The following is a 17,012-nucleotide window of genomic DNA, read 5'->3' as shown; positions in this document are numbered from 1 at the left end:
CCCCGCCGGAAGTGCACCTCGCGCGTGAATCTGCGGCCCGGGATGTTGATCTCAACGAGCCACATGGCGGCGCCTTTCGTCTATGCCTTCGAGCATAGAATCCACAACACACGTGTGCAATAGATGTATTCCCCATCACATCCACGGGGCGTCGGCATCGCTCGATTATGGTCTCTTGCATAATCGCGCGGGCAGGAGTTCACTGCTGACATGACCACCCCGCACGAGGACCTCCCGGCCCTCGACACCGTGACGCTCGAGCGGGACGGACACGTGCTCGTCATCGGCCTCAACCGGCCGGCCAAGCGCAACGCCTTCACCGTCGCGATGCTTCAGGACCTGTCGAGGGCGTACGCACTCCTGGAAACCGACGACACGCTCCGGACCGGCGTGCTCTTCGCGCACGGCGAGCACTTCACCGCCGGTCTCGACCTCGTCGACGTCGGGCCCTACCTCGCCGACGGCCGCGACCCGATGCCCGACGGCGGCCGTGACCCCTGGCGCCTGGACGGCGCGTGGACCAAACCCGTCGTCGCCGCGGTCCAGGGTCGGTGCCTGACCCTGGGCATCGAGTTGCTGCTGGCCGCCGACATCCGAGTCGCAGCGGCCGACACCCGATTCGCTCAGTTGGAAGTGCTGCGCGGGATCTATCCCTTCGGCGGCGCCACGGTGCGGTTCCCGCGGCAAGCCGGCTGGGGCGATGCGATGCGGTGGCTGCTGACCGGCGACGAGTTCGACGCCGAGGAGGCGTTGCGGATCGGCCTGGTGCAGGAGGTGACCGCGGATGCGGCGGGCGCGCTGGCGTGGGCGCGCGAGGTCGCGCACCGCATCGCGGATCGGGCGGCGCCGCTGGGGGTGCGCGCCACGCTGGCGTCGGCCCACCTGGCGGCGAGCGCCGGTGACGCCGCGGCGGTCGACGCCCTGCGGCCCGAGGTCACCCGGTTGTTCGGAACCGCCGACGCCGCCGAGGGAGTTCAGTCGTTCATCGAACGCCGACCACCCCGGTTCGCCGGTTGCTGACCCGTCTGCAGGGCTAGGCTCGGTGCCGCGGGTTCGCAGGTGAAGGCGCGACGGGAGAGCTCGATGGGCCACTACAAGAGCAACGTGCGTGATCTCGAGTTCAACCTCTTCGAGGTGCTCGATCTGGAGAAGGTCCTGGCGCGCGGCGAGTACGGCGACCTCGACGTCGACTCGGTCCGCGAGATGCTCGCGGAGGCGGCCCGGCTGGCCGAGGGGCCGCTCGCGGAGTCCTTCGCCGAGGCCGACCGTCATCCGCCGACGTTCGACCCGGATACCCACGCGGTGTCGATCCCCGAGCCCTTCAAGAAGTCGTTCCGCGCGTGGCAGCAGGGCGAGTGGTTCCGAATCGGCATGTCGGAGGAGGTCGGCGGGGTGCCCACGCCGTCCACGGTGGCGTGGGCGATCAACGAGTTCGTGCTCGGTGCGAATCCGGCCGTGTTCATGTACCTGGCGGCGCCGTCGCTGGGCAACATCCTTTACGGCATCGGTAACGAGCAGCAGAAGCGCTGGGCCGCAATGGCGATCGAGCGCAACTGGGGCGCGACGATGGTGCTCACCGAACCCGACGCGGGCTCCGACGTCGGTGCCGGCCGCACCAAAGCGGTGCCCCAGCCCGACGGCACCTGGCATCTGGACGGCGTCAAGCGGTTCATCACCAGCGGGGATTCCGACGACCTCTTCACCAACATCGTCCACATGGTGCTGGCCCGGCCGGAGGGCGCGGGCCCCGGCACCAAGGGGCTCAGCCTGTTCCTGGTGCCGAAGTTCCTCCTCGACCCCGAAACCGGCGAACCGGGCGAACGCAACGGGGTCTTCGTCACCGGTGTGGAGCACAAGATGGGGCTCAAGGTCTCGGCGACGTGTGAGCTGACCTTCGGACAGCACGGCACCCCCGCCGTCGGATACCTGGTCGGCGACACTCACAACGGCATCGCGCAGATGTTCAAGATCATCGAGTACGCGCGAATGATGGTGGGCACGAAGGCGATCGCGACACTGTCGACCGGCTATCTGAACGCGCTGGAGTACGCCAAGACCCGCGTACAGGGTGCCGATCTGACGCAGATGACCGACAAGTCCGCACCGCGGGTGACGATCCTGCACCACCCCGACGTCCGACGTGCGCTGCTGTTGCAGAAGTCGTACGCCGAGGGGTTGCGTGCGCTGTACCTCTACACCGCCGCGCATCAGGACACCGGCGCGGCGGCCGTGGTGTCGGGGGCCGACGAGCAGATGGCCGAACGCGTCAACGACCTGCTGCTGCCGATCGTCAAGGGCGTCGGGTCCGAGCGGGCCTACCAGTGCCTCACCGAGTCGCTTCAGACGTTCGGCGGGTCGGGCTTCCTGCAGGACTATCCGATCGAGCAGTACATCCGGGACGCGAAGATCGACTCGCTGTACGAGGGCACCACCGCGATTCAGGCCCAGGACTTCTTCTTCCGCAAGATCGCCCGTGATCAGGGTGTCGCGCTGGGCCACGTCGCCGGGCGGATTCAGGAGTTCCTGGACAGCGAGTCGGCACGACCGGAGCTGGCATCGAGTCGGGCGCTACTCGGCGGTGCGCTGGCCGATCTGCAGGGCATGGTGGCGGCGATGACCGGCTATCTGATGGGCTCCCAGCAGAATCCGCGCGAGCTCTACCGTCTCGGACTCGAGTCGGTGCGCTTCCTGATGGCCGTCGGTGACGTGCTCATCGGGTGGCTGCTGCTGAACCAGGCCGAGATCGCCCTGGCCGCACTGGACACCGACACCTCGGATCGTGATCGCGCCTTCTACCGGGGCAAGATCGCGGGCGCGGTCTTCTTCGCCGAATCGGTGCTGCCGCGGTTGGCATCCGACCGCAAGGTCGTCGAATCGGTCACGCTCAACGCCATGGAACTCGCCGAGGAGTCGTTCTAACCAGTGAGCCATTACCGAAGCAATCTGCGCGACCTCGAGTTCACGCTCTTCGAGATGTTGGACCTCGACAAGGTGCTCGCCACCGGGGCGTTCGGCGATCTGACCGGCGAAGGCGTCCGAACCCTGCTTGCCGAGAGTGCAGCCGACGCGGAAGGCGTTCTGGCGCGGGCCTATTCGGATGGCGATCGGCATCCGCCCACGTTCGATCCCGACACGCACGCGGTGACTCTGCCCGCGTCGTTCAAGGAGAGCGTGCTCGCCTGGCAGCGGGCCGGCTGGCTGCGCATCGGAATGCCGGAGGCGCTGGGCGGCCGACCCGCACCCGCTGCGGTGAAGTGGTCGATCAACGAGTTCCTCGTCGGAGGTCAACCCGCCGCGTTCTTCTACCTCGACGGCCCACCCATGATGGACGTGCTGTACAGCGAAGGCAATGCGCAGCAACGGCATTGGGCCGCGCTCGCCGTCGAACGGCACTGGGGCGCCACGATGGTGCTCACCGAGCCCGATGCGGGCTCCGATGTCGGCGCGGGCCGGACGAAGGCGGTGGAACAACCCGACGGCACGTGGCACCTCGACGGGGTCAAGCGCTTCATCACCTCGGGCGACTGCGACGACCTGTTCGAGAACATCGCGCACCTGACGCTGGCCAGACCCGTCGGTGCCGCGTCGGGCACAAAGGGCCTCAGCCTGTTCCTGGTGCCGAAGTACCTGCCGGATCCCGAGACTGCGGAACCCGGCGCGCGCAACGGCGTCTTCGTCACCGGCCTCGAGCACAAGATGGGCCTCACCGCCTCGGCGACGTGCGAGTTGACGTTCGGCCAGCACGGCACCCCTGCCGTCGGCTACCTGGTGGGCGACGTGCACAACGGGATCGCGCAGATGTTCAAGATCATGGAGTTCGCCCGAATGGCCGTGGGCTCCAAGGCGATCGCATCGCTGTCGTCGGGCTACCTCAACGCGGTGGCGCACCTTCGCGCGCAGCCGACGGGTCTGGCCGATCCCGAGGTGCGGCGCTCGCTGCTAACGCAGAAGTCTTACGCCGAGGGGATGCGCGCCCTCTACCTGTACACCGCCGTGCATCAGGATCCGGTGGCTGCCGCGGTGGTGTCCGGCGCCGACGAGGGGATGGCGCGGCGGGTAAACGATCTGCTGTTGCCGCTCGTCAAGGGTGTCGGCTCGGAGCGGTCGTACCAGTTGCTCGCCGATGCGCTGCAACTCTACGGCGCGGACGGTTATCTGCAGGACCACCCGATCGAGCAGTACCTGCGCGACGCGAAGATCGACTCGCTGTACGAGGGCACCACCGCGATTCAGGCCCAGGACCTGTTCTTCCGGAAGATCATGCGGGACAGGGGAGAAGCCCTCGGCTTCGTCTCGGCGCGGATCACCGAGTCCCTCGCGGGAGGGCGTGCCGAACTCGCGTCGGCGCGGGCGGCTCTGGCGACCGCGCTGGCGGACGTCACCGCGATGGTGGCCACGCTCACCGGGTACTTCGCGGGTGCGCAGACCGAGCCGCGCGAGATCTACCGCGTCGGGCTGAGCTCGGTGCCGTTCCTGTTGTCGCTCGGCGATCTGCTGATCGGGTGGCTGCTGCTGTGGCAGGCCGAAATCGCGCTGGCCGCACTCGAGCGCGGGGCGGCGGGCGACGACGCGGATTACTACCGGGGCAAAGTCGCCGCCGCGAAGTTCTTCGCGGCCAACGTCCTACCCCGGCTTTCGGCCGAACGTCGCATCGTCGAGCTGAGCGACCTGCAGGCGATGGACCTCGCGGAGGCCGGGTTCTGACGAAATCAGTGCGCGGACCGTGCTGGCAGCCCGCTTAGGGTCGTGATCATGGGATTGGGAATCGTCACGCTGCTCATCGGGATACCGATCGGGTTGCTGATGCTGTTCAGACCGCGTGAGGTGTGGAAGTTCACCGAGGGGTGGAAGTTCCGCAACCCGGAGGCCAACGAGCCGAGCGGCGTCGCGTACGCGCTGAGCGGCGTCGGCGTCATCGCCGTGACGCTCATCCTCGCGGGACTGGCGTTCACCAAGCCGGACGACAACGCATCGGTGGCGTCGACAACCACCCGGAGCAAGCCGCCGACCACCCGGAGCCAGCCGACGACTCCGTCGTACTCCAATGTTCCGCGACCGCCTGCGCCGTTTACGGCACCGAAACCGCAGAGTCGCGGCGCACTTCCCGTGATCGGCTACATGACGAATGACGGTGTCACGACGGTCTACTACTACGCACCGGTGCTCGCGTCGGCGACTGCGCCGCCGGACCGCGCCCGCCCGTGCGATGTCGCGCCGCGGATCGAGGGCGTCGATACCGAGCACGTCGTCGTCAATGTCGACCTGATGTGGGCGCCGACGCTGCAGGAGGACGTCCCCCAGGGCTGGAATTGCCGTGTCGAGAACAACGACGATCCGCTCGTCGCGCGGTCGCTGGTCATCGGCGTCATCTCGCCGACCGCCGAACTGATCACCAGCAAGCCGGTTCCGAACATGCGGCTGCCGAAACTCGCCGAGCCGCCCCGCCCGCTCGCGGATCCGCCGCCGGCGATCGCACCGTAGACAGTCAAACCGGCCCCGCTCGCGGAGGAGAGCCAGCTACTCCGGCTTGTACCCGAACGGCAGCAGCACGCTCTTGGCCTGGGTGTACTGCTCGATACCCTCGGGCCCGTTCTCGCGGCCGATGCCGGAGTTCTTGTAGCCGCCGAACGGCGCACCCGGATCGAACGCGTACATGTTGACCGCGTAGGTGCCGGTGCGGATCTTCGAGGCGATCTTCATCGCCTTGTCGTTGTCGGTGGTGAACACCGAGCCCGCCAGGCCGTAGGGGGAGTCGTTGGCGATCCGCACGGCGTCGTCCTCGGTGTCGTAGGGGATCACCGCCAGCACGGGTCCGAAGATCTCCTCCTGGGCGATCGTCATCGAGTTGTCGACGTCGGCGAACAACGTCGGCTCGACGAACCAGCCGCTTTCGAGGCCCTCGGGGCGGCCACCGCCGGTCACCAGTCGCGCGCCTTCTTCGACGCCCTTCTTGATGTAGCCCTCGACGCGCTCGCGCTGCTTCTCACTGATCAGCGATCCGATCATCGCGCCCGCGTTGTCGGGCAAGCCGACGGGCATGCCCGACACCGCGGCGGCGAGCTTCTCGACGATCTCGTCGTAGCGCGACCGGGGCGCCAGGATGCGGGTCTGCGCGACGCACGCCTGCCCGGTGTTCATCAGGCCCGAGAACACCAGCATCGGCAGCGTGGCGTCCAGGTCGGCGTCCTCGAGGATGATGGCCGCGGACTTTCCGCCCAGCTCCAGCGAACAGGGCTTGAGCTTCTCGGCGGCGATCTTGGCGATCTCCCTGCCGACCGCGCTGGATCCCGTGAACGTGAACTTGTCGATCTCCGGGTTCGCGGTCAGCGCGCGGCCCGTCTCGGGGCCACCCGGAACCACCGAGAGCACGCCCTCGGGCAGTCCGGCCTCGGCGAAGATGTCGGCCATCGCGAACAGCGACAGTGGCGTCTCGGCGGCGGGCTTCACCACGATCGTGCAGCCGGCGAGCAGCGCGGGCCCCAGCTTGTTGGCGGCCAGGAAGAACGGCACGTTCCACGCGGTCACGGCGGCGACGACGCCGATCGGCTCGCGCAGCACCATGGTCTGCCCGTAGGCGCCGTCGCGGAAGTCGCGCCAGGTGAACTTGTCGGCGGCGCCCGCGAAGAACTGGAACGACGCCATCGCCGCGCCGTACTGCATCATGTCGACGATGGTCGGTGGCTGACCGGTCTCGGCGGCCAGCAGGAACTTCAGTTCCTCGGCCCGCTCCTCCAGGATCTTGACGGCGCGGCCCAGAATCTCGGCACGCTCGGTAGGCGTCATATGCGGCCACGGACCCTCGTCGAAGGCCTTGCGGGCGGCCGCGCACGCGGCGTCGACGTCGGCGGCCGCCGCCAGCGGCACCTTGCCGACGAGCTCTCCGGTGGCAGGCGAGTGCACCTCGATGACCTCGTCGGTGGACGGCTCGACCCACTTGCCGCCGATGAACAACTTGTCCCACTCGGTCTTGAAGGCGGTGCTCTGTGTCATGGCCGTCACATTACCCACGAATAGCGGAAACGAGAACCTGTTGCAGTTCAGCCTTTCAGGACGGCTGTAACACCAGCACCAGATTGCTCACCGTGAATTCCCGCAGACCCGGCACGCCGACCATCCACCAGGCCCATCGCGGGTGGTAGCGCGGGAATGCGGCGATCAACGCGCCCGTGCCCGCAGCCCACTTCAGACCCGCCGACGCCGAGACTGCGAACAACGACGAGCCGTAGTCGTTCTTCGGTCGGTGGCCGTGTGCGCGCGCGTAGCGATCGGCGGCGCGCCGACCGCCGAGGTAGTGCGTCAGCCCCATCTCGTGGCCGCCGAACGGACCGAGCCACACGGTGTAGGACAGCACCGCCAGCCCGCCGGGCCGCGTCACCCGCAACATCTCCGCACCGAGCCGCCACGGCTCCCGGACGTGTTCGGCGACGTTCGACGACAGGCACACGTCGACGCTGTCATCGGCGAACGGCAGCGCCATCCCGGAGGCGCGGACGAAGGCGCCCGCCCCGCGCACGCCCGCCGGGCCCGCATGCATCTCGCGGGGATCAGGTTCGACGCCGAGGTAGTCGAAGCCGGCGTCGGCGAAGGCGTCGGCGAAGTAGCCGGGACCGCCGCCGACGTCGAGTACGGTGCGGCCGTCGGGCGACGTACCGCACGCTCCCGACCACAGCGATGCGACGAGGTCGACGGTGTCCTCAGCGAGGGCACCGTAGAAACGCGCGGGGTCGGTCTGCTCGAACCGGAACTCGCTCAGCAGCCGCACCGACCGTGCAAGGGTCGCCCGGTTGGCGAACGAGTCGGTCACGGCCACCCGGAGAGGGTAAGCCCGCGGGTTGACCTGAACTACGCTCGACAGCGATGTCCGCCCCCGTGAACTCCGTGCTGCTGCTCTGCTGGCGCGACACCGGCCACCCTCAGGGCGGCGGCAGCGAGACCTATCTGCAGCGGATCGGCGCCCAACTCGCGGAATCGGGTGTCGACGTCACGTTGCGCACGGCCCGCTACGACGGTGCGGCGCGCCGAGACCTCGTCGACGGCGTCCACGTCAGTCGCGGCGGCGGCCGGTACACCGTCTACATCTTCGCGATGGTCGCGATGCTCGCCGCCCGGATCGGCCTCGGACCACTGCGGCGGGTGCGACCCGACGTCGTGATCGACACCCAGAACGGCGTGCCGTTCCTGGCGCGGTTGGCGTACGGACGGCGGGCCGTCGTGCTCGTGCACCACTGCCACCGCGAGCAGTGGCCGGTTGCGGGGTGGCTGATGAGCCGGGTGGGCTGGTTCGTCGAGTCGAGGGTGTCGCCGCGCGCGCATCGCCGCAATCAGTACGTGACGGTGTCGCTGCCGTCGGCACGCGATCTGGCCGACCTCGGGGTGAATCCCCGACACGTCGCAGTCGTGCGCAACGGTCTCGACGAGGCCCCCGCCGCAACGCTCACGACCGCCCGCTCGGACACGCCGCGCATCGCCGTGCTCTCGAGGCTGGTGCCGCACAAGCAGATCGAGCACGCGTTGGATCTGGTCGCCGAACTGCGAACGACGCTGCGCGACGTGCACCTCGACGTCATCGGCGGAGGCTGGTGGGCGCAGCCGCTCGTCGAGCGCGCCGAACTGCTGGGCATCGCCGACGCGGTCACCTTCCACGGTCACATCGACGACTACGCGAAACACGAAGTGCTGCAACGCTGCTGGGTGCATCTCCTGCCGTCGCAGAAGGAGGGCTGGGGGCTGGCCGTTACCGAGGCGGCTCAGCACGCGGTGCCGACTATCGGCTATCGCACGTCGGGCGGGTTGACGGACTCGATCGTCGACGGGGTCACCGGCGTGCTTGTCGACGATCACGCCGGGCTGGTCGACGCAACCCGCGAGCTGCTGACCGACCGGGTGCTGCGCGAGCAACTGGGCGCCAAGGCGCAGGTGCGCAGCCTCGAATTCTCCTGGCGCATGAGCGCCGACGCGATGCGCGATGTGCTGGAGTCGGTCGCCCGCGGCGACCGCGTCAGCGGCGTGGTCTAACCGGCCTGTTGCTGCGGTGGATCCGTCGACGTCGGTGTGCCGCCGATGAAGTCGTCCCAGTGCCGCCGGATCGGAGCCCACCGGTCGTCGAACGCCGCGGCGCGCCGCTCAGCGCGAGCCTTCCTCTTCGGGCTGTAGCGCCAGCGGGCCCACGGCGACGTCGGGCGCGCCAGCCGGACGGCACCCACCCAGGCGACCGGCCCGATGAACAGACCGAGGAGCGCGGTGGGGTACTTGCCTTTCAGCGCGGTGATCGCCACCAGGACGAAGTTGACGAGCAGCACCGCCACCACCGCGGTGCGCACCGCCGTGACGTCGCGCGGCAGATCGTCGACGGGTGACACGCCCGCGACGGCCAGGCCGACGCAGGCAGCTGCCAGCGTCACCATGTTCACCGAAAGTTGGCCCTCCTGCGACCAATAGACGTCCTGCAGCCGGAAGATCATCGCGAACTCGTCCAGCACGAGCGACGCGCCGACGCCGATCAGCAGGCCGGCCAGATAGGTCCACGCCGACATCGGCGGTGCGCCGACCGCCGTGAAGCCGCCGGTGATCAGCAGCACGACGCCCGGAGTCGAGTGGTGCATGTGCACGCCGCCGCTGCTGATGTTGTGGAACGGACCCCTGCCCGCCCGGATCAACCGGGTGATGGTGCGGGTGGTCAGGAACGTCACCACGAACGCGGTGAAGCTCAACAGCAGCGGGCCCTTGTATCCGCCGACGACCTCGTCCTGCCACCATCCGCTCAGCCAGCTCACGACCGGATGCTACGGCGACGGGCCCACGCCGACCCGGCGATTCCGATGACGAGCGTCGCGAGCCAGACCAGGTGGGTCGCGATCATGAGTGCCCGGTGTGGGGCGGGAGCACCGGTCCCGCCGACTCGGTACAGCGCGATGTCGGCGTCGCGGTGCACCACGGGCAGATCCAGCGGCGCAGCGGCCCCCTCGACCACCACCCAGCCGACGCCGTTGCGCAACAACTCGTCGGAGTCGGCGCCGTCGGCCAGCAGACGTTGCACCGCGCGTGCTCGAGTCCCCTCGCCGGGTACGGTCTGCCCGCCGATGACGAGGTCGCCCGTCGTCAGCACGTCGGCGGACACCCAGCGCGGCAGCGGATCGAGCACGGGAGCGGTTCCCGCCCAGGCGAATTCGCGCATCACATCGGGCGGCAGCACGGCCACCGGCCGCGGATCGGCGTTGATCTCAGCGGCCACGGCCGCCCACCCCGGCGGATAGCGCACCGCCACGACCTTGCCGCCGACGCCCCACGCCAGGTCCGGCAGCACGGCGAGTAGCGCGGCGCAGCAGACCGCCGCCGCGGCGACCGGGGGTACTCGGCGTCGCAGCGTGAGTACCGCGGCGCCACCGGCCAGCGCGTAGCCGGGCGCAGCGAGTGCGACCCACTTCTGGCCGTCGCGCAGGACCCCGAGGCCGGGCACCGTGCGGATCAGCGCCTCCAGGGCCGCGAGTCCGGGCCCCGTCGCGGCGACTGCGGGAAGCACGACCGCCACGGCGGCGAGCACCAGGAACGGCACCGTCGCCGGTGTGCGCAGCGCCGTCGGCAGGCCGAGAGCCACCACCGCGAGCAGCACGGCGGTGCCGACCACGGCGAAAAGCGTTGTCCGCGAATCCGGTACGGCCTGGCCGTTCCAGATGCCAGCCAACCCGGCCAGGCTGCCGAGGGTCCCCAGGCCGGGCTCGGCCCTGGCGGCGAACGCCGTGACCCCGGTCGCCTGCGTCGACGACAGCGACCCCGCCGCCGCCGAGGCCACCAGCCACGGAGCCGACGACAGCACCGCCACCGCCAGGCTCACCGCCGCGCACGCTCGGCGCGACCGGCCCGTGCCCGGCACCGCGACGGCGACCAGGGCGACCACCGCCGCGAGCATCAGGCCCGTCGGGGTGAGCCCCGCCACCGCGATCCAGGCGACCAGTGGCCACCACCCGCCCAGCCCGGTACGCAGCCGCGTCACCGCGACGCCCACCCACGGCAGGCAGCCGTAGCCGACCAGCAGACTCCAGTGGCCCTGCAGCAGCCGCTCCGCGACGTACGGGTTCCACACCGCGACCGTCGCGGCGACGAACTCGCCGGGCACCCCCGCGGCGGGCAGCGCGGTCGACACCAGCCGTGCGGCGCCCCAGCCGGCGAGCCACAACCCCGCCACCAGCAGCGCCTTGACCACGACGCCGCCGTCCACCGCCCACGACGCCACGGCGATCGCGAAGTCCTGCGGCAGGGCACGCGGCGCCGCCTCGGACAATCCCAGTGCGGCGTCGGAGAGGTGGGAGCGCGGCGTCGACACCGCGTCGCGCAGCAGAAGATAGCCCGGTCCCAGCAGGGGGGCCGTCACCAGAAGCGCCAGTGCCAGCGCGTACGCAGGCACCGCCACGCGGTCGCGACGGCTCAGTGGCGGTCCGGGGGCCGCTGCGACGGCAGCTTCTCGGTCTGGGCCTCGGCAGCGGGCATCGGACCCGAGTCGGTGGGTCGGCGCCCGAAGAAGCCGTGGTCCGGCTCGTCGAGACCCGGATCGATCAGCGCCCGCTCGGCCCGCAGCGTGAATGCGCCGAGCAGGACGCCGCCGACCAGTGCGACGAGGCCGAGCGCGGTGAACGAGATGGGCAGGATGCGGCTCCACAGCGCCACCACGTCACCCTCGTCGCGTGCACTCGCGACCTGCGACTCCACCGTGTCCTCGGTGGATTCGACGGTGAAGTCGGCGAACGTCACCTCGGGCTTGAGCGCGTCCCGAGCGTAGTAGTGGAAGCCGTGTTCCTTGGACTTGACGATGGTGCCCGACACCGGGTCGACCCAGAAGGTGCGCTGCGCCGCGTAGTAGCGCGTCATCGTGATCGGCTCTTCGGGATCCTCGGCCTCGACGCCCCAGAGTGCGGCGCGGGCGGTGACCTGACCGTCCTCGTCGTTCTCGTAGAGCGATGCGTACTTCAGCGGGTCGGAGAGCTTCGCGTCGGGACCGTTGCCGTCGTACCCGACGTCCTGCGTGAACCGGTACGCCGCCAGTCCGTTGACGTCCTCTTCGCCGTCGTAGTTGGCGTCGTAGGCCTTCTGCGCGATCGGGTCGAACACCGGGTAGGTCTTCTTCTCCGTGTCGTACGGGAACCGGTAGGACAGACCGTCGTGCGGCAGCGCGATGTTGGTCGGCGGGTTCTCTTCCTCGATGCTCCGGGGCTTCTGCACCGCGCCACCGGGGTTGGTGTCGCTGGACACCGCCATCGCCGTCGAGCGGTCCAGCGTCACCGTGTCGACCATCGCGAGCAGCAGGCCGTTGTCCTGCTGCTGGTCCGTGCGGCGCAGCGTGTCGCCGACCTGCAGCGTGACCACGTCGGCGTTGGACGGGGCCTCCACCGTGATCTGCCGCTGCAGCACCACGGGGGTGTTCTCCGTGATGACGAACGGGTCGCCCGTCGTGAGAGACGTGGGGTCGAGCGCTGTCGCAGTGCCTTCACTGACCAGCGTGGTGTCGATGTTCAGCGGGATCTTGGCGACCCGGCCCGAGGTGTACATCGTCAGCAACAGGGCTGCCATGAGCAGGGCGGCGCCCAGTCCCATCAGCCCGCACGCCGCGATGCGCAGCGCCACAGCGCGGTTCAAACCGTGCCTCCTTCGCCTGCCGGACGGCAAAACCCGTCTGACCCTAACAGTCCAAACTAAGGTGCCTGCTTACTACGAGTCCCATCCGGCAGACTGTCGCGCATGACCACCGACGACCAGGACAGCACAGTCGGCGGTACGCGCGGTTTCCTGCCCGCCGTCGAGGGGATGCGCGCCTGCGCGGCGATCGGGGTCGTCATCACGCACGTCGCGTTCCAGACGGGCCACTCCACCGGCGTGACGGGGCGCCTGCTTGGACGTTTCGACCTGGCGGTGGCCGTGTTCTTCGCGCTGTCGGGGTTCCTGCTCTGGCGCGGCCACGCGGCGGCGGCGCGCGGGCTGCGGCACCGGCCGCCGACGGGGCACTACCTGCGGTCGCGCATCGTGCGGATCATGCCGGGCTACCTGGTGGCGGTGATCGTCATCCTGACGCTGCTGCCGGATGCCAACGCCGATGGCACCGTCTGGCTGGCCAACCTCACCCTCACCCAGATCTACGTACCACTGACGCTGACGGCCGGGCTCACCCAGATGTGGAGTTTGTCGGTCGAGGTCAGCTTCTATCTCGCGCTGCCGCTGCTGGCACTGCTGGCACGCAGGGTTCCCGCGCGCGGCCGGATCGCCGCAGTGTCCGCCCTGGCGGTGCTCAGCCTGGGGTGGGCGCTGCTGCCGTTCGACCCGCCGGTCGGCATCAACCCGTGGAACTGGCCGCCGGCGTTCTTCGCGTGGTTCGCCGCGGGCATGCTGCTCGCCGAGCTGACTGTCAGTCCCGTCGGCTGGGTGCACCGGCTGGCCCGGCACCGGGTGCTGATGGCGCTGATCGCGCTGGCCGCGTTTCTGCTCGCAGCATCACCGTTCGCGGGCCCGGAGGGGCTGATCCCCGGCACCGCGGGCCAGTTCATCGTCAAGACGACGTGCGGGGCGGTCGTCGCGGGCGCGCTGCTGGCGCCGCTGGTGCTCGATCGGCCCGACACCCCGCACCGGATCCTGGGCAGCGGCGTGATGGTGACGCTGGGCCGGTGGTCCTACGGGCTGTTCGTCTGGCACCTCGCCGCGCTGGCGATGGTGTTCCCCATGATCGGCGAGTTCCCGTTCAACGGCCACATGCCCGTGGTGTTGGTCCTCACCGTGCTGTTGGGCTTCGCGATCGCTGCCGTCAGCTACGCACTGGTGGAGTCGCCGTGCCGGAACGCGCTGCGGCGGTGGGAGAGACGCAACGATCCGTCACCGCTGGACAGTTCGGCTACCGACTCGACGGAGCCCGCCGCCGCGCGCTAGCTCGATTGCGCGGCCCGCGCGATGACCTCGTCGCGCACCGCCGTGCGGCGCGCCTTGCCCGCGTCGTCGCGCAGCGGCCGGTCGACGAACTCGACCGCGCGGGGAACCTTGTAGGCGGCCACCCGGTCGACGAGAAACGTGCGAATCGCGTCCTCGTCGAGTGCGGTCGAACTCTGCACCAGCGCGTGCGGGACCTGACCGAGGTCGTCATCCGGGACTCCGACGACCAAGCAGGACAGGATGTCCGGGTGCTCGGCGAGCGCCGCCTCGATCTCGGCCGGGTACACGTTGCGGCCGCCGACGGTGAACATGTCGACGCGGCGGTCGGACAGGTAGAGGAACCCGTCGGCGTCGAAGTGCCCGAGGTCGCCGAGGGAGTCCCAGCCGTCGCGACTCTTCGCGGTGACGCCGACGTACCGGTAGGTGGGCGCACTGCCGGGCGCGGGCCGCATGTAGATCTCGCCGACGACACCGGGCGGGCATTCGTTGCCGTCGTCGTCGAGTACCTTCATCTCGCCGGCCACGACGACGCCCACCGACCCCGGATGCGTCAGGTACTGGTCGCCGTTGATGAACGTCAACGCCTGAAGTTCGGTGCCGCCGTACAGTTCCCACACCGCCTCCCCGCCGAGGATCTCGATCCAGGCGAGCTTGATGACGGGCGGGCACGGCGCGCCGAGGTGCCAGAACCGGCGGATCGACGACAGGTCGTAGGACGCCGGATCCGCCCGGTACACCGGCAGCAGGCGCTGCATGACGGTGGGCACGGTGGTCAGGAACGTGACGCGGTGCTCGGCGATCAGGCCGAGGAACGCGTGCGGGTCGAATCGCGGCATCACCACCAGGTGGTGGCCCTGCAGCAGGCCGACGGCCGCCGTGGTGAACCCGGTGTTGTGGCTCAGCGGCACGGAGATCAGGTTGACGTCGCCCTCCTGCGCGCCGAGTGGATAGCCGATCGCCGCCGGGATTCGGCTGTCGCCGCCCGCCTCGATCAGCTTGGGCCGCCCGGTGCTGCCGCCCGATGTCATCGACTTCCACACCGGGGACACCGCGTCCGGCAGGGCGTCATCGGATAGGGCGGCGGGGGTGAAATCCATTGGCACGCTGGGGACCAGGCCCCGCGGGTCGGTGCGACCGACGATCAGGGCACGCGGCTTCAGATCGAGGATGCCGGTGAACTCGGCGTCGGGCAGCCGAGCCGACAGCGGTTGTGGTACCGCCCCGAGCTTCCAGCATGCGAGGATCGCCTGAATCCACTCGATCGAGTTCGGCATCGCGATCGACACGTAATCGCCGACCCCGACCCCGAACTCGGCGTACGCGCGCGCCAACCGGTTCGTGCTGCGGTCGAGTTCGGCACGGGTCAGCGTGCGTCCCTCGCAGGTGACCGCCGGGGCGTCGGGGTCGGTCCGCGCCAACTCCGAGACCTGCGCGCTGATCGGCGGAACCCCGGCGACCATCAGTAGCCGCCCGTCCGCTCGAAGATGCGGCGGGGGTTGTCCACCAGCATCGTGGTGAGTTGCTCGTCGGTGACGCCGCGGGCCTTCAGCGCGGGGATCACGTCGTTGTGGATGTGCAGGTAATGCCAATTCGGCAGCACCACCGGCAGAGTGGCCTCGGGCAGCGCGTCGAAGTAGCACGACGCGTCGTGGGACAACACCATCTTCTCCGCGTAGCCGCGCTCGCACATCGCGGCGACCGTCGCCACCCGGTCTTCAAACGGCAGGTAGACGTCGACGCCGAACCTGTCCATCCCGATGTAGGAGCCGGCCTCGATGAGTTCGGTCAGGTAGTCGAGGTCGGTGGTGTCACCGCAGTGGCCGATGACGACCCTACTCAGATCGACACCCTCCTCGGCGAACACGCGCTGTTGGTCGAGTCCGCGCCTGGTCTCGGCGTGGGTGTGTGTCGAGATCGGCACCCCGGTCTGTCGGTGCGCCTGCGCGACCGCGCGCAGCACGCGCTCGACTCCGGCGGTGAGACCCGGTTCGTCGGTGGCGCACTTCAGGATCGCCGCCTTGACCCCCGTGTCCGCGATGCCGTGCTCGATGTCGCGGACGAACATCTCGGTCATGATCTCGGGCCCGTCGAGCGGAGCGCCGGGGCCGCGGTAGTGGAAGTACATCGGCAGGTCGTTATAGGTGTACAGCCCGGTCGCGACGACGATGTTGAGCTCGGTGGCCGCGGCGATGCGGGCGATCCGCGGCAGGTAGCGGCCCAGCCCGATGACGGTCAGGTCGACGATGGTGTCGACGCCGCGGCCCTTGAGTTCGTTGAGACGGTCGATCGCGTCCGCCTCGCGTTTCGCCCCGTCACCCCACGCCTCCGGATAGTTCTCGAGGATCTCCGTGGTCATGATGAACACGTGCTCGTGCATCAGCGTGACGCCCAGATCGGCGATGTCGATGGCGCCCCGCGCCGTGTTGACCGTGCTCATGCGCTCACCGTGCTCACCGATGCGAGCATCGCACGAAGAGTTTTGTCCACGCGCTGAATTCAGGTCTTTCGACGGTCCCGCCGGCGTCGGCGTCGGAGTATCCGCGGCACCGATCACTGAGTCGCACGTAGCCCGTCGAGTGTCCGAACCGACCAACTGGGTTTGCTCCAGAAACTCCGACCCATCCCAAAATTGGGCAAGAACGTAAACAAAGATTTGCTGGACCAACTTACTGTCGGCAGCGTAAATTGTTGTGAGCACTCTCGGGGGGTGCGGCTGGACTGGTGACCTGGACGACGTTCGAGCGATACCGCGTCGGCGGTCTGCCTCAGTGGGCTACCACGGCAACGAGGCCTGCGTTGGACAGCTTTGCGACAAATGCGCTGCTCAAACTGGTCCCAGGCAGCAGAGGTGACACATGGACCCGTCGGCCCGCCAACGTGCGCATGGAAAGAAAGCCCGCCATCGCAAGGCCAAGGGGTTCACCGAACGCCAGGAGATCCAGCTGAGCTTTCGTCTCGGCACCGACGCCGCGGCCCCAATCGAACCTCTAATACCCGTTTGCGCTAATGGTGGAGCCGGTAAATACATCGGCCGAGTCGGAGCGTTAGCCGTCGCTCTCGGTGTTGGTGTGGCAATGGCGACCGGCCATGGTCTCGGGTTGGGCATC

At 69.1% G+C, this 17,012-nt stretch carries 13 protein-coding genes; 6 read left to right on the top strand and 7 right to left on the bottom strand.

Going from position 1 to position 17,012, the window contains the following annotated elements:
• Positions 1–210: 210 nt before the first annotated feature.
• The 4 genes from NM203_RS09080 (at position 211) to NM203_RS09065 (ending at position 5,481) form a co-directional block, all read left to right on the top strand.
• Complete coding sequence (locus tag NM203_RS09080) at positions 211–1,020, top strand: crotonase/enoyl-CoA hydratase family protein (protein ID WP_255059519.1); 810 nt, start codon at positions 211–213, stop codon at positions 1,018–1,020.
• A 63-nt stretch (positions 1,021–1,083) separates the two neighbouring features.
• The gene (locus tag NM203_RS09075) at positions 1,084–2,919 is read left to right on the top strand and encodes an acyl-CoA dehydrogenase (protein WP_255059733.1); all 1,836 of its coding nucleotides are present in this window, start codon (positions 1,084–1,086) and stop codon (positions 2,917–2,919) included.
• A gap of 3 nt (positions 2,920–2,922) precedes the next feature.
• Positions 2,923–4,704, top strand: coding sequence for an acyl-CoA dehydrogenase (locus NM203_RS09070; RefSeq protein WP_255059517.1), 1,782 nt, complete (start codon positions 2,923–2,925; stop codon positions 4,702–4,704).
• 48 nt (positions 4,705–4,752) lie between these two features.
• Positions 4,753–5,481: a DUF6199 family natural product biosynthesis protein gene (locus tag NM203_RS09065; RefSeq protein ID WP_255059516.1), complete on the top strand. Its 729-nt coding sequence runs from the start codon at positions 4,753–4,755 to the stop codon at positions 5,479–5,481.
• A gap of 36 nt (positions 5,482–5,517) precedes the next feature.
• On the opposite strand, the gene NM203_RS09060 is transcribed toward NM203_RS09065, so the two are convergent.
• A complete protein-coding gene (locus NM203_RS09060; RefSeq protein ID WP_255059515.1) occupies positions 5,518–6,990 on the bottom strand; it encodes an aldehyde dehydrogenase in 1,473 nt (490 codons plus the stop codon).
• A 55-nt stretch (positions 6,991–7,045) separates the two neighbouring features.
• Entirely contained in the window at positions 7,046–7,810 is a 765-nt protein-coding gene (locus NM203_RS09055) for a class I SAM-dependent methyltransferase (RefSeq protein ID WP_255059514.1), read from the bottom strand.
• Between the two features lie 47 nt (positions 7,811–7,857).
• On the opposite strand from NM203_RS09055, the gene NM203_RS09050 reads away from it, so the two are divergent.
• The gene (locus NM203_RS09050; protein ID WP_255059513.1) at positions 7,858–9,015 is read left to right on the top strand and encodes a glycosyltransferase family 4 protein; all 1,158 of its coding nucleotides are present in this window, start codon (positions 7,858–7,860) and stop codon (positions 9,013–9,015) included.
• Here the strand turns inward: NM203_RS09050 and NM203_RS09045 are convergent.
• Genes NM203_RS09045 through NM203_RS09035 form a run of 3 tightly spaced genes read right to left on the bottom strand, consistent with a single transcriptional unit; the run spans position 9,012 to position 12,627 of the window.
• The gene (locus tag NM203_RS09045) at positions 9,012–9,773 is read right to left on the bottom strand and encodes a hypothetical protein (RefSeq protein ID WP_255059512.1); all 762 of its coding nucleotides are present in this window, start codon (positions 9,771–9,773) and stop codon (positions 9,012–9,014) included. The two genes, NM203_RS09050 and NM203_RS09045, sit on opposite strands and share 4 nt — an antisense overlap.
• Positions 9,770–11,401, bottom strand: a complete 1,632-nt coding sequence (locus NM203_RS09040; RefSeq protein ID WP_255059732.1) for an MmpA family trehalose lipid delivery protein — start codon at positions 11,399–11,401, stop codon at positions 9,770–9,772. The genes NM203_RS09045 and NM203_RS09040 overlap by 4 nt, the downstream gene beginning before the upstream one ends.
• A 20-nt stretch (positions 11,402–11,421) precedes the next feature.
• Positions 11,422–12,627 carry a cell envelope lipid trafficking protein PgfA gene (locus tag NM203_RS09035; RefSeq protein WP_255059511.1) on the bottom strand — a complete coding sequence of 402 codons (1,206 nt, stop codon included), beginning with the start codon at positions 12,625–12,627 and terminating at the stop codon, positions 11,422–11,424.
• A gap of 102 nt (positions 12,628–12,729) precedes the next feature.
• Between NM203_RS09035 and NM203_RS09030 the strand changes: the two genes are divergently transcribed.
• The gene (locus tag NM203_RS09030; RefSeq protein ID WP_255059510.1) at positions 12,730–13,905 is read left to right on the top strand and encodes an acyltransferase family protein; all 1,176 of its coding nucleotides are present in this window, start codon (positions 12,730–12,732) and stop codon (positions 13,903–13,905) included.
• Here the strand turns inward: NM203_RS09030 and NM203_RS09025 are convergent.
• Positions 13,902–15,365: an AMP-binding protein gene (locus NM203_RS09025; protein ID WP_255059509.1), complete on the bottom strand. Its 1,464-nt coding sequence runs from the start codon at positions 15,363–15,365 to the stop codon at positions 13,902–13,904. The genes NM203_RS09030 and NM203_RS09025 overlap by 4 nt on opposite strands.
• On the bottom strand, positions 15,365–16,342 hold the full coding sequence (locus NM203_RS09020; protein ID WP_255059508.1) for a phosphotriesterase family protein: 978 nt from the start codon (positions 16,340–16,342) through the stop codon (positions 15,365–15,367). The genes NM203_RS09025 and NM203_RS09020 overlap by 1 nt, the downstream gene beginning before the upstream one ends.
• Between the last annotated feature and the right edge of the window lie 670 nt (positions 16,343–17,012).

Source organism: Mycolicibacterium arenosum (assembly GCF_024320865.1).
Taxonomy (GTDB): domain Bacteria; phylum Actinomycetota; class Actinomycetes; order Mycobacteriales; family Mycobacteriaceae; genus Mycobacterium; species Mycobacterium arenosum.
Note: the sequence above shows the minus strand (reverse complement) of the source record. Positions and strands in the feature narration are given on the sequence as shown.

Bases quoted from the DNA above. Each gene is read 5' to 3' on its own strand.
- NM203_RS09025 (WP_255059509.1), bottom strand. From the start codon at position 15,365: ATGGTCGCCGGGGTTCCGCCGATCAGCGCGCAGGTCTCGGAGTTGGCG.
- NM203_RS09060 (WP_255059515.1), bottom strand. From the start codon at position 6,990: ATGACACAGAGCACCGCCTTCAAGACCGAGTGGGACAAGTTGTTCATC.
- NM203_RS09050 (WP_255059513.1), top strand. From the start codon at position 7,858: ATGTCCGCCCCCGTGAACTCCGTGCTGCTGCTCTGCTGGCGCGACACC.
- NM203_RS09080 (WP_255059519.1), top strand. From the start codon at position 211: ATGACCACCCCGCACGAGGACCTCCCGGCCCTCGACACCGTGACGCTC.
- NM203_RS09030 (WP_255059510.1), top strand. From the start codon at position 12,730: ATGACCACCGACGACCAGGACAGCACAGTCGGCGGTACGCGCGGTTTC.
- NM203_RS09065 (WP_255059516.1), top strand. From the start codon at position 4,753: ATGGGATTGGGAATCGTCACGCTGCTCATCGGGATACCGATCGGGTTG.
- NM203_RS09020 (WP_255059508.1), bottom strand. From the start codon at position 16,342: ATGAGCACGGTCAACACGGCGCGGGGCGCCATCGACATCGCCGATCTG.
- NM203_RS09075 (WP_255059733.1), top strand. From the start codon at position 1,084: ATGGGCCACTACAAGAGCAACGTGCGTGATCTCGAGTTCAACCTCTTC.